The 13,309-nt window shown below is 37.9% G+C and carries 12 protein-coding genes; 10 read left to right on the top strand and 2 right to left on the bottom strand.

Features of this window, described 5'->3' with window-relative positions; all coding sequences use genetic code 11:
- The first annotated feature begins 5 nt into the window (after positions 1-5).
- The 3 genes from ABVM52_RS01175 to upp all read left to right on the top strand — a co-directional run bounded on the left by ABVM52_RS01175 (position 6) and on the right by upp (position 2,021).
- The gene (locus tag ABVM52_RS01175; protein WP_405382889.1) at positions 6-452 is read left to right on the top strand and encodes a hypothetical protein; all 447 of its coding nucleotides are present in this window, start codon (positions 6-8) and stop codon (positions 450-452) included.
- 48 nt (positions 453-500) lie between these two features.
- Positions 501-1,262, top strand: a complete 762-nt coding sequence (locus tag ABVM52_RS01170) for an SDR family NAD(P)-dependent oxidoreductase (RefSeq protein WP_405382887.1) — start codon at positions 501-503, stop codon at positions 1,260-1,262.
- A 105-nt stretch (positions 1,263-1,367) separates the two neighbouring features.
- On the top strand, positions 1,368-2,021 hold the full coding sequence (gene upp / locus ABVM52_RS01165; protein ID WP_405382885.1) for a uracil phosphoribosyltransferase: 654 nt from the start codon (positions 1,368-1,370) through the stop codon (positions 2,019-2,021).
- A gap of 11 nt (positions 2,022-2,032) precedes the next feature.
- Here upp and ABVM52_RS01160 read toward each other — a convergent pair whose 3' ends face one another.
- Positions 2,033-4,528 carry a cation-translocating P-type ATPase gene (locus ABVM52_RS01160; protein WP_405382883.1) on the bottom strand — a complete coding sequence of 832 codons (2,496 nt, stop codon included), beginning with the start codon at positions 4,526-4,528 and terminating at the stop codon, positions 2,033-2,035.
- Positions 4,529-4,683: 155 nt separating this feature from the next.
- Here ABVM52_RS01160 and ABVM52_RS01155 point away from each other — a divergent pair, with 155 nt between their 5' ends.
- Positions 4,684-5,442, top strand: a complete 759-nt coding sequence (locus tag ABVM52_RS01155; RefSeq protein WP_405382881.1) for an RNA polymerase sigma factor — start codon at positions 4,684-4,686, stop codon at positions 5,440-5,442.
- Positions 5,443-5,481: 39 nt separating this feature from the next.
- Here ABVM52_RS01155 and ABVM52_RS01150 read toward each other — a convergent pair whose 3' ends face one another.
- Positions 5,482-5,940 carry a pyridoxamine 5'-phosphate oxidase family protein gene (locus ABVM52_RS01150; protein ID WP_405382879.1) on the bottom strand — a complete coding sequence of 153 codons (459 nt, stop codon included), beginning with the start codon at positions 5,938-5,940 and terminating at the stop codon, positions 5,482-5,484.
- 430 nt (positions 5,941-6,370) lie between these two features.
- Between ABVM52_RS01150 and ABVM52_RS01145 the strand changes: the two genes are divergently transcribed.
- The 6 genes from ABVM52_RS01145 (at position 6,371) to ABVM52_RS01120 (ending at position 13,303) form a co-directional block, all read left to right on the top strand.
- Positions 6,371-8,011, top strand: a complete 1,641-nt coding sequence (locus ABVM52_RS01145) for a TldD/PmbA family protein (RefSeq protein ID WP_089259949.1) — start codon at positions 6,371-6,373, stop codon at positions 8,009-8,011.
- Between the two features lie 25 nt (positions 8,012-8,036).
- Positions 8,037-9,353 carry a TldD/PmbA family protein gene (locus ABVM52_RS01140; RefSeq protein ID WP_116769510.1) on the top strand — a complete coding sequence of 439 codons (1,317 nt, stop codon included), beginning with the start codon at positions 8,037-8,039 and terminating at the stop codon, positions 9,351-9,353.
- Between the two features lie 93 nt (positions 9,354-9,446).
- Positions 9,447-10,067 carry a DUF4159 domain-containing protein gene (locus ABVM52_RS01135; RefSeq protein ID WP_405382876.1) on the top strand — a complete coding sequence of 207 codons (621 nt, stop codon included), beginning with the start codon at positions 9,447-9,449 and terminating at the stop codon, positions 10,065-10,067.
- 12 nt (positions 10,068-10,079) lie between these two features.
- On the top strand, positions 10,080-11,084 hold the full coding sequence (locus tag ABVM52_RS01130; RefSeq protein WP_405382875.1) for an AAA family ATPase: 1,005 nt from the start codon (positions 10,080-10,082) through the stop codon (positions 11,082-11,084).
- A 22-nt stretch (positions 11,085-11,106) separates the two neighbouring features.
- Positions 11,107-12,006 carry a DUF58 domain-containing protein gene (locus ABVM52_RS01125; protein WP_405382873.1) on the top strand — a complete coding sequence of 300 codons (900 nt, stop codon included), beginning with the start codon at positions 11,107-11,109 and terminating at the stop codon, positions 12,004-12,006.
- Position 12,007: 1 nt separating this feature from the next.
- Complete coding sequence (locus ABVM52_RS01120; RefSeq protein WP_405382871.1) at positions 12,008-13,303, top strand: BatA domain-containing protein; 1,296 nt, start codon at positions 12,008-12,010, stop codon at positions 13,301-13,303.
- Positions 13,304-13,309: the final 6 nt, after the last annotated feature.

Raw genomic sequence — 13,309 nt, 5'->3', positions numbered from 1 at the left:
AATATATGTCTATTTTTCTTCCTTCTAATTATAATCTTATAAAAATGTTGAACACTCAAACACTGGGTCTGGAGCTATATAAAAATTTAGGAAAGTTATTTTATGCCCTGGCTATTGGAGATGGTACGGTACACACAAAGGAAACCAATAAAATGAGGTCATTAATTACCAATAATTGGCTACAAAGGGATGATTTTGACGAGGAAAACAGTTTTAATACAGCATTTTGGATTGAGACCACGTATGATTGGTGTATGGAACATGATAAATTATCTGAGGAATGCCTTCAAGAATTCAAAATTTTTTATAAGGAACATTTAGAATTGTTTACCCCAAAAATCAAAAAATCGGTATTGGCTATGGCAAGAACAATTGCAAATGCCTATGCCGGTAAAAATAAGTCGGAATTGATTTTATTATCAAGGTTGGAAATAATGTTTAGAAAACATTGATATTATAAATATGCAATAGTGAATAATCGATAATATTAAATCTTAGATATGGATAGGTTAAAAGATAAAGTAGCAATAATTACAGGTGGTAGTGGAGGTATAGGGGTAGCCACTGCAAAATTGTTCTTAGCACATGGAGCAAAGGTTGTTTTAGTGGATAAGGACAAGGATGCCTTGGCCACTTTAAATAAGGAATTGAACCATGAAAATATCCGTTTTGTATTAGCAGATGTGTCTAAGAAGGAGGATACCCTTAAATTTTTGAACGACACACTACGTACATTTGGGAAAATAGATATCTTTTTTGTAAATGCAGGTATTGAGGGGGTTGCACGGCCTATAGCTGATTATCCGGAAGATGTTTTTGATAAGGTCGTTAATGTGAATATAAAGGGCGTTTGGTTGGGTTGTCAACACATAATCCCAAAAATGCAGGATGGGGGTAGTGTTATGATTACATCTTCTGTAGCGGGGTTAAAGGGGTTTGCCAACCTTGGGGCGTATGTGGCTTCTAAACATGCGGTTGTAGGGATCATGAAAGTTGCGACCATAGAAAATGCATCTAGAAATATACGGGTAAATACAATACATCCCGGTCCGGTTGATAATGATATGATGCGTAGGATAGAAAGCGATGTGTCTCCGGAAAGTCCCAAAACGGTAAAGGATGGTTTTACTGCAACAGTACCTTTTGGGCGATATGCTACCTCTAAGGAAATTGGGGAAATAGCCCTTTTCTTGGCCTCTGATGAGAGTAAGTACATTACCGGGTGTACACACTTAATAGATGGTGGTATGCTCACTGCCTAGAAATTCTTGTCTTAAAGAAAGTCAATACTTGAATGTATCAATCCGTTATTTTGATATATTCAAGTTTTATATTTGTAAATACTACCTTTCCATAAAATTGTCATTATGACCATTCATGATTTAAGTAAAGAAAATTCAGTTCTTAATCGGTTTGTATCAGAAATTCGTGATGTGCATATACAGAAAGATACCATGCGTTTTAGGCGGAATATTGAACGTATTGGTGAGATTTTAGCGTATGAATTGAGTAAATCGTTAAGCTATGCTTCCACTAGTGTAGAAACACCCTTGGGCACAAAACAAATGAACTTGAGCAAGGAACAATTGGTTATTTGTTCCATTTTAAGGGCTGGGCTGCCTCTGCATCAAGGATTGTTGAATTATTTTGATACTGCGGAAAATGGTTTTATATCCGCTTTTCGTAAACATGAAGACAATTCCGATAATTTTGAGGTAATCGTTAACTATTTTGCAGCACCGTCCCTAGAAGGAAAAATATTGATTTTAACAGACCCCATGCTGGCTACGGGAAGCACTTTGGAAAATGTATTATTAGGTTTAAAAGAACATGGAACTCCCGTAACCATTCATATTGTTTCCGTAATAGGTTCGCAAGAAGGAATTAAAAAGGTTGAGGAAGTTTTTCCGGATAACACCCATTTATGGATAGCCGCCATTGATTCCAAATTAAATTCCAAGGGATATATTCTACCGGGTATAGGTGATGCGGGCGATCTGGCTTATGGTCAAAAATTATAAGTTCAACGGGATTATATTCGTTTGCCCCATTTTACCAATTCATACCACAAAACAGATGCCGAACCGGCTAGTATAACCATTCCTATTTGTAAGAAGGATAATTGCTCAAACTCAAAAAAGTCAGTCAATATGGGCAGGTATAGCAATAAAACCACTAACAATATGGTGATGCCTATAATTAATGGTACCAAGGAATTTTTGTACCTAATGGTAGTAAAGATGGAATAATAAAAAGAACGGTTGACCAAGGTTAAAAAAATGTTGGCAATGATCAGTGTCATAAAAACCATGGTCCTGGTCGTATTTTCATTAGTGCCACTGCTTACAGAATATTGATAAATAAGCAACGCCCCAAGAGTTATGACCAGTCCTTGTAAAATACTGGTGGTTAATTCTTTATAGTTAAAAAAAGTGGTAGAGAAGGGGCGAGGTTTTTTGCTCATTAGATTTTTTTCCATCGGTTCATTTTCAAATATGATAGAGCAGGTTGGTCCCATGATCAATTCAAGTAAAATAATGTGTGAAGGTGAAAATATATTGGGATATACCCATCGCAGTGCCAACGGAATAAAAACGGTTAGGATAATGGGTATGTGTATGGATATGATATACTGTATGGCCTTTTTTAAATTGGTGTAGATTTTTCTGCCCATGGCAATGGCATCCACCATTTTGGAAAGATCATCGTTTACCAGGATTAAGGATGCAGCTTCTTTAGCTATTTCCGTACCTTTTTTACCCATTGCAATACCAATATGCGAAGCCTTTAAAGCAGGCCCGTCGTTTACACCATCGCCCGTCATGGCTACAATCTGGTTATTTTCCTTAAGGGCATTTACGATCCTGAGCTTTGCATCTGGGAACATTCTGGAAAACACATTTACATACTTGACCTTTTTCCTTAATTCCTGATCGGTCAATTGCATGAGTTCATCGCCGGTCATTGATTTTTCATAGCCTATAAAATCAATTTGTTTTGCAATGGCCATGGCGGTGTTTGCATTATCTCCCGTAACCAATTTTACTTGAATTCCTGCTTTGTCAAAATCCTGTAATACTTGCTTAATATTTTCTTTTGGTGGGTCGTAAAATGCAACAAGACCCTTAAATTCAAAAGTAAAATCCTGTTGATGCACAGGGTAGTTCTTTCCTTCAAAAATTCCTTGGCCAACAGCCAATAATCTATATCCTTTCCTTCCTAGGCTAAAAATTGTTTTCTGTATACTTTCTTTTTGCAAGGACGAAAGGTTAGAGACTTTAATTATGGCTTCTGGCGCTCCTTTGGCCGCAACGATCAGGTTCCCTTCTTTATTTTCAAATAAATGGGTCATCATGGGCGGTTTGCCCCCAAGAGGATATTCATGGACCATTCTAAAATTTGGCCGTTCGTCAATTATCGATATTTTACTATAGGCATTGTGCAGTGCCACTTCCATAGGGTCAAACGGTATAGGTTCACTGGCCCACATGGCAATGGTAATGAGTTCTTTTTCTTGTTGTGCCAGTTTTTCATCGGTACTTACAATAGCATTTGTCTTTAGGCTAAACAATTTGGCCAAAGCCATTTTGTTTTGGGTTATGGTCCCGGTCTTATCCGTACAAATGACCGTGGCGCTACCTAGTGTTTCCACTGTTTTCATCTGTTTTACCACAATGCCCATTTTCATAAGACGCCAAGCGCCTAAGGCCATAAAAGTGGTAAAGGCCACAGGAATTTCTTCAGGTAGAATACTCATGGCCAAAGTGAGTGCTTTTAATAAACTATCAAGAAAGGCACCGGAACGCAGATAGTTAATGATCCAAACAAGGATAAACACCGCTCCTCCCCAAATGGACATTAGTTTCACAAAATTTGAGATTTTTAATTCTAACGGAGTTTTTTCTACGGCAATTTGTTCTAGACTTTTTCCTATTTTACCCAAAGCGGTAGTAGCTCCAATAGCGGTAATTTTCGCAATGGCAAGTCCACTTGCAACGGTGGTACCGGTAAAAATTTTGGGTATGGTGGCATGAGTGTCTTTATATACAGGCAATGATTCGCCTGTCAAAATAGATTCGTTCACTGAAAAGTCGTTGGAGTGCTGTATAATTCCATCGGCAGGTATGGTGCTTCCTTCTTCTACTATAAAATAATCGCCTATGACCAGTGCCTCACTAGCTATAGCTATAATCTCACCATTTCGTATAACCTTACTTTTAGGTTGCGTAAGATTTTTAAGATTGTTAAGAGCCTTTCTACTTCTTGAATCTTGATAAAGCGAAATAGAACCTACCAGTAGTATGGCGGCAAACAAAAATAACCCGTCACCCCAATTGCCAGTAATAAAATAGATAATAGAAGCAACCAATAAAAGAATTACCATAGGTTCTTGGGCCAAACTTTTAAGGGCGTTCACAAAGCTATTTACCTTTTGGTGGTCAAGTCTATTGCTACCATGTTTAGCTCTTGATGCCAATACCTCCGTATCCGTAAGTCCGGAAATTCCAAAATCCTTAGGTGTGTTCATGGGTGTTTTTTGATTGACGATTTCAAGGTAGTTCTTTATCGGTTGAAAATCATCAAGTTATATGAAAATGAATTTGTAAGTACTGATAATTGTCATTGTATTTATCTGCATTCGGATGCAACTTTAATGTATTATTAAACCTTTAATCCTAGCATATGGAAACTGTAAATAACGATGTTCGTATTCTCTTAAAAGAGACATATTCCAATTTAATATCCTTAAAAAAAAAGGATGATCAAGAAACGTTTAACAATGAGTTAATGAAAATACTCCCTAAAATCTATAGGTACGTTGCTAAAAGATTAAATAGTGCGGTGGCCAATGGTAAGTTGAACAAAGATATGTTTGACCCCAGTGATTTTGCCGATCAGCTTTTTATAGAGGTCTATGATCATATGTATGAGATTGGTAATGCAGATGAACTTCATACATTTCTTTTTAAAACGGTAGATCGTTTACTGGAAGATAGTTTGGTAGAGGAGGAATTTGACCAACTTTTTTTTGATAACATAGATTCATACTCCAAACCGGAGTGGGATGCCATGGAAGAAAATTATAGTACGGATGGTGATGGGGACCTGGTTATGTTAGAAGAGCTGGATGATTCTTCCTATGACAAAGGAGATTATAGCCTAGATCATGTTTTTGTAACCGATGATGAAAAGGAACTTGCGGCAAAATTGGATGAAACCTTAAATAAAGAACGTATAGAGCGCCATATGCGTTTGGTACTGGGTAAAATGAATGCTGCAATGAGAACTGTTTTTGAGCTTTTTGTACATCAAGGTTTTACTTTAAAGGAAATAGCACATATTAGGAGCACCAATTTTGCCGAAGTAGAACGTATTTTGATGGACGCACGTAGGTTTTTAAAAGAAAGTTTTGAAAAGCGGTTCTTAATAGAGAGTAATTAATGGCCTGCAGAACTATGAAAAAAGTCAAGTTTAAAATGCTTACTTGTTTTCCCTAAGTTTTCCGATACAATGATCAATATTGATGCGAAATACAATGGGCGCATCTTCCGCATGTATTTTAGCCGAAAATTCACTGATATATTTTGGATGTGTGTTGTATATATTAAGTAGCACTTTCTTAACGCCTTCGGAAAATACGTGTAGCATATGTTTTGCGTCTATACGGCTCAATTCTTCAAAAGTACCTTGTACCAAAACAGATGTCCAGTTTTCTATAGAAGAAATTTCATCTGCCGCCATACTAACGGCATTGTTTTTTCGCATGGCCTGTATCTTATGTCCTTCTGCGGAATAACTTAATATGGTATTACTTTCTCTTTCATAGAAGTACGTAATAGGAACTATATGTGGAAATCCTGAAGAAATATAGGCCAAACGTCCTATATAGTTTTGTTCCAATACTTTTTTGCATTCATTTTCTGTTAAATTTCTTCTCATGATATTCCCCCGTTTAATAATGGCCTAAATTTAGATAGCCTTTAAGAGGTTATCTATGATATCAATCATATATACAATCATTTAAGTCGTAAAATAGTATAATGAACATACTGCCGATTATAGAATTTTGGGTTATGATTAATTTAGATGCTTAAGAAAGAAAAAAATAAAAGGACCTATACATTTTTACATTAATCTCAAAAACAGCGACTAAAGTTATATTTTATGTTAAGATTAACATAAATGTTATAAAACCCTTTCTATTTTTAGAGGATTGGATTGAAAGTGAAGGTGTATCCCTTTTATTCTAGTTGATTTTAATTCTCAAGAATATCAAATTTTGAGAATTTACAAAGTAAAAAAACTCACTATATATGTTATTCTTTAGAGTTTCATATGGTATTATAAAGAACCAATTTAAAACTAACACATGAAAAGAAGAGATTTTGTACAGTACGCCGGGTTGGGTGCCGGAGCATTGATGATGCCGTCATTATTGCTAGGTAACGACATCCCGACAGAGGCACTACTGGAACCGGGTATGGATGCCTTGGTGAAAAAGAGAATGGCAGATGTTGCCTTGAATACCGCTAAATCATTGGGCGCTACGTATGCAGATGCCCGTATAGGCAGGTATTTAAATCAGTATGTATTCACCAGGGAAGACAAAGTGCAGAACGTGGTCAATACAGAGTCTTTTGGTATTGGTATTCGTGTAATCGCCAATGGTACATGGGGATTTGCCTCTACCAATAGCGTAACTGAAGACGGTATTAAAAAAGCTACCGAGCAGGCAGTTGCCATTGCAAAAGCAAACTCTAAAATTCAAAAAGAACCGGTGAAGTTGGCTCCCGTAAACGCATACGGAGAGGTGTCTTGGAAAACCCCTATAAAGAAAGATTTTAAAGAAGTGCCTGTTTCGGAAAAGGTGGATCTTTTGTTAAGTGCAAATGCCGCTGCTTTGGATAATGGGGCAAACTTTGTGAACTCCGCCTTGTTCATGGTTAACGAGCAAAAATACTTTGCTTCTACAGATGGTTCCTATATAGATCAAGACATTCACCGTTTATGGCCTACTTTGAGAGTTACCGCAGTTGATAAATCTGCAGGTACTTTTAAAACTAGGGAAAATATGAGTGCGCCCGTAGGTATGGGCTATGAGTATTTAGACGGATTGGAATCTGAGAAAATAGATGGTCCGGCAGGATTACGATTATACAGAAACAGCTACGATATGGTGGAAGATGCCACTATCGCGGCTAAACAGGCAAAGGAAAAACTGACCGCAAAATCTGTTGATGCCGGTAAATATGATTTGGTATTAGAACCGAATCACCTTGGATTGACTATTCACGAATCTGTGGGTCACCCATTGGAATTGGATCGTGTATTGGGTTATGAAGCCAACTATGCAGGTACAAGTTTTGCCTCATTGGATAAATTAAAATCGGGCAACTTTAAATATGGTAGTGATATTGTAAACCTTGTTGCGGACAAGACTCAAGTCGGTTCCTTAGGCGCTGTTGGTTATGATGATGAAGGTGTGAAAGCCAAGAAGTGGGACTTGGTACGAAACGGCGTATTGACAAATTTCCAAGCCATACGTGATCAAGCGCATATGATCGGAGAAGAGGAATCTCATGGTTGTTGCTACGCACAAAGTTGGGACGATGTTCAATTTCAACGTATGCCCAATGTTTCTTTAGAACCGGGGAAAGAAAAGTATTCTATTGCAGAAATGATAAAGGATGTAGAAAAAGGTATTTATATAGCAGGTCGTGGATCGTATTCTATTGACCAGCAACGTTATAATTTCCAGTTTGGTGGAACTGTATTTTATGAAATCAAAAATGGTGAAATAGTAGGTATGTTAGAAGATGTAGCTTACCAAAGTAATACCCAAGAATTTTGGAATTCATGTGTTAAGATTTGCGATAAAGATGATTACCGTTTGTTCGGTACATTCTTCGATGGTAAAGGGCAGCCTTCTCAGGTAAGCGCTGTATCCCATGGTAGTTCTACTGCCAGGTTCAATGATGTAAACGTAATTAACACTGGTAGAAACATTTAATTGGTTCACCTTAAAAAGGACAACAATGGCAATTTATACAAAAGAAGAAGCAAAAAAAATATTGGAGAAGGCGTTGAGCTTTTCCAAAGCCGATACCTGCGAGATAAATCTAAGTGGTTATAACAGCGGAAATATCAGGTATGCACGTAATACAGTATCTACGGCAGGATTCAGTTCTAACCAAAGTCTGGCGGTACAGTCTAGTTTTGGTAAAAAATCGGGTACGGCAACAATAGATGAGTTTGATGACGCATCATTGGAAAAAGTCGTTAGAAGAGCAGAGGAATTGGCACAACTTTCACCTGAGAATCCAGAATTTATGGAACCTCTAGGTCCGCAAGAGTATGATGAGGCAATAACGTTTAGTGAATCTACCGCCAATATAACTCCAGAATACAGAGCTGAGGTAGCGAGCAGCAGTATTGTGCCTGCAGATGCTAAAGATGTTACTGCAGCAGGTTTTTTAAATGACTCGGCAGGGTTTAGCGCCATGATCAATTCTAAGGGTTTGTTCGCTTACAATAAATCTACGGATGTTGATTTTACCGTTACCATGCGTACCAATGACGGTACCGGTTCTGGCTGGGTCAAAAGAGATTTTAACGATGTTGATAAGTTCGATGCTGATGAAGCTGCAAAAACCGCAATCGACAAGGCAGTACTTTCTAGAGAAGCGAAAGCTATTGAGCCTGGTAAATATACGGTAATATTAGAGCCAGCTGCATCGGCAGATTTGTTACGTAATATGTTCCGTTCTTTGAATGCCCGTTCGGCTGATGAAGGCAGAAGCTTTATGTCTGCTGCAGATGGTAAAAATAAAATAGGTCAAAAAATAGTTGACGAACGCGTTAATATTTATTCTGATCCGTTGAATCCAGAAGTACCTACAGCAACTTGGAACGGACAAGGGCAACCTTTAAAAAAGACAAGTTGGATTGAAAACGGAGTTGTTAAAAACTTGGCTTATGATCGTTTCTGGGCGAAAGAGAAAGGTGTTGAGCCAGTTCCTTTTCCGTCGAATGCGATTATGACCGGTGGCGATGCCAGTTTAGAAGATTTGATCAAGAGTACTAAGAAAGGAATTCTAGTAACACGTTTGTGGTACATACGTAGTGTGGATCCACAGACTTTATTGTATACTGGACTTACAAGGGACGGAACTTTTTACATAGAGAACGGAGAAATTAAATATCCTGTAAAAAACTTCAGGTTTAATGAGAGTCCGATCATCATGTTAAACAATCTAGAAACCCTTGGAAAACAAGTACGTATCAATGGTAATTTAATACCCTATATGAAAGTGCGCGACTTTACGTTTACCAGTCTTTCAGATGCGGTTTAATCAATAATAATACATTAGAAACTGGTTGTTTGTGACACTTCACAACAACCAGTTTTCTTTTTTAAGCGGAATAAAAACACTAATTACTTGCCCTTGAGCAACGAATTTTTCTTTACGAGATTACAGTATGAATCCGGCGATTGGGATGTGGATCAGCGTATGCCATCCAACTTGTTAAATTCATTGGTGGAGTATACAACCTTGAAAGTTGACACCCAAGAAAAGATAATCACCCTCGCCAGCGATGATATTTTTAAGAGTCCGTTTTGCTATATCTCAGGACATAAATTGGTGGAATTTACCAAAAAGGAACAAGAGAATTTTGAGAAATATGTCCGCAACGGAGGCTTTGTTTTCGCAGATGATTGCAATCATGATATAGACGGGTTGTTCGCTAAATCTTTTGAAAGGCAAATGGAAGAAATATTTGGTCCATCCGCATTAAAAAAAATACCCAACGACCACGAAATCTATACCATATTCTTTGATTTTGAAGACGGTCCGCCAATTACATCACAAGAGCTGAACGGCTGGGGAGATGATTTGGTGCATGATTATTTAAAGGCAATTGTTATCAATGGAAGAATAGGGGTATTGTACAGTAATAAAGATTACGGCTGCGAGTGGGATTATGATTTTAGAAATAAACGTTGGTACAAAATAGACAATACACGGTTTGGGGTAAACATCGTCATGTACGCCCTAACCTCATAAACACATTTTTGAATGGATAAAGAATTACAACGCATTGCAGATGAGGTAGAAATGCTTTCCGGTAAATTGAATGCCTTAAAGCAAGAAATAGGAAAGGTGATTATAGGTCAAGAAGAAACCGTATCGCAATTATTGATTACGTTTTTAGCCGGTGGTCATGCTTTGTTAGAAGGAGTGCCCGGTTTGGCAAAAACCTTAATGATCAGGACATTGGCAAACGCAATCGATTTAAAGTTTAAAAGGATACAGTTTACACCCGATTTAATGCCTTCGGACATTATCGGTACCGAAATTTTGGAGGAAGATCATACCACAGGTAAAAAGTTCTTCAAATTCAACAAGGGACCTATATTTTCCAATATTATCCTGGCGGATGAAATTAACCGTACACCGCCAAAAACTCAAGCTGCCTTACTGGAAGCGATGCAAGAGTTTGAGGTAACCTACGGAGATAAAACCTATCCGTTAGATAAACCGTTCTTTATTCTAGCGACACAAAACCCTATTGAACAGTCAGGGACATTTGTTCTGCCGGAAGCTCAGCAAGACAGGTTTTTACTGTACATCAAAATTGGATATCCTACGCAGAAGGACGAAGAAGCCATCCTAAAAGCTACTACGGGAACTTTTAAAAAGAAGCTAAATAGAGTTATTTCAGGCGAAGATATCGTACGCTTGCAAGCATTGGTACGTGAAGTATCGATCAGTGATGCCCTTATTAGTTTTGTTAGTGATATTATACGGGCAACACGACCAGAAACCACTACGGATTCTTATGTAAAAGACTGGGTAGATTGGGGCGCAGGACCGCGAGCAGGTCAAGCAATGATCTTAACCGCAAAGGCTAATGCATTGTTAGAAGGTCGGTTAGCGGTAACCTTAAATGATATTAAGGAAGTTGCATTGCCAGTACTTCGCCATAGGGTTTTGGTCAATTTTAGAGCAGAAGCAGAAGCTATAACATCAGATAAAGTGGCTACGCATTTATTAAATGCTATTGAAATAAAAGGTAAATAAACAACGCTACATTACCGAGTACATGGCAAAACAGGACTATCACGATTTATTAAAACCAGAGGTCATCAATACGGTTGAGGGACTTTCCTTGATATCACGTATTGTGGTCGAGGGCTTTACATCTGGTTTAAATAGAAGTGCCAGTGTGGGTCCTGGTATGGAGTTTAGTCAGTACAGAGGTTACGAACCCGGCGACGATTTACGATTGCTGGACTGGAAAATGCTGGCACGTTCGGGCAGGTACTATATTAAACAATCGGAAATTGAGAGTCAGGTAACCATTAAGTTTATTGTCGATGCCAGTGCTTCAATGCTGCATAAAGAAAAGGACTTATCGAAGGTTGATTTTGTACGCGTCTTGGTAGCTACATTAGCATACATGGCTCATAAGCAAGGTGACGCTGTTGGACTTTTTGCTTTAAATGAAAGTGATGTGGTCAGTATTTACCCCAAGGCAGATAAAAAGCATTATAACAGATTGCTGCTAGAACTCATCAATCTCTCAAATACCGGCATGTGGCCCGAAACCCATATTTCAAATAAACGCATACCCAACAGAGGAGGGAAGGAACTGATTTTTTTCCTGACGGATATGTATGAAACCGGTGAAGAGATTTCAAAATTTATAAAGGGATTAAAATCCGCCAAGAACGAAGTAGTGGTTTTGCAAATTATGGGTGCTGCGGAAATGGATTTCAATTACGGTGCTAATATCACTTTTGAAGATTGGGAAACAGGGGCAAGAATAAAGGTGGATACGAAGCAGACTAAAACCGAATACTTGAATGCGCTGGAGATAAGGCTAAAAAAAATCAAGGAAGAATTGCTGTCTAACGGAATAGATCACCATGTTTTTAGAATGGATACACCATTAGGGGAAGCGCTTCAATTATTTTTAAAACAACGAAAAAGAATCAATTAGTATGTCATTTGCACATCCTTCATATTTATGGGCTTTATTGGGACTTTTGGTTCCAATAGTAATTCATTTATGGAGTAAGAAAGAGGCAAAGACCATAAAAATTGGCAGCGTTCAATTGTTATCAGAATCAAAATCGAAGCAATCTAGCAGCATTCAATTGAATGAGTGGTGGTTGTTATTGTTACGCATAGGTATTATTTCGCTGTTGGTTATACTGATGGCAAAACCGCAATGGCATGCAAAAGTGAGTAACAAGACCCTCACCTATATGGTGGAACCCGAACTTGCGCAGCAGTTTTCTTTCATGTCCCGTTTTAATGAATTAAGTGAAAGTCAGGAAATAAGACTTTTTAAAAATGGTTTACCACTCATAGAAAACGAAGAGCAAACAATAAATGAACATGATGTACAAGACTATTGGGCATTAGCATCTGAAATGGATGGTTTACATACCGATAGCATTGTTGTTTTTACAACCGGATTGGCAAGCGGATTAAAAGGAGCAAGACCAGAAACCAAACATCATATTAATTGGATAGTAATCGACTCCGCCTTACCAAAAGAACATCCATTATTAGCTTATAATAAAGAAAACCAATTACAATTGTATGCGGCAAGGAGCGCTTCTGATGAAACAAAAATCAGCAATGAGCTAATAACGCTAGGAAGTGAATATGCACTTAATGCACAGGGTGATAGTCTTGTGGTCTCTAAGAATGGAGCTAGTAAATCCGTACCAGTGTTTACTCAAGACCCAATCGAAGTATCTATAATATATACCGATAGTCTAACAGCCGATAAAACATATGTAGAAGCAGCCTTAAAAGCACTTTCTGTTTACTTGGATAGGGAAATTATGGTGGAAACGAAATCAGATATTGACGATTTTACAAACAAAGAAGCCGATGTAGTTATTTGGTTGAGTAATAAGCAATATCCAAAAACTGATCAGAAGCTTTTAGTTTGGAAAGAAGATACAATGGCGCAATCCATCATAACTGTTGGGGAAGATGATAACAAATTTTATTTTACCAAGCATATCAACTCAGAAAATGCAGTATCAGAACGGTTAACAGAGAAGTTGCTGGGCGTTTTAGATGTAAACAGCGAGGTAGAACGGCTATTGGCAGAAGTAGATCATAGATCTGTAACGGCATCAGAATTGGAAACCACTTATACACCTGGTAAAAAGAAGCAAAAACAATTGGCAAGCTGGAATGTGAATCCGTATTTATGGTTGGTCTTATTTGCATTGTTATTGGCAGAACGCTTTGTGGCACATAAACGCAAACAGTAATGGAAT

The sequence above is a fragment of the Maribacter sp. LLG6340-A2 genome (assembly GCF_045057105.1).
Classification (GTDB): domain Bacteria; phylum Bacteroidota; class Bacteroidia; order Flavobacteriales; family Flavobacteriaceae; genus Maribacter.
Note: the sequence above shows the minus strand (reverse complement) of the source record. Positions and strands in the feature narration are given on the sequence as shown.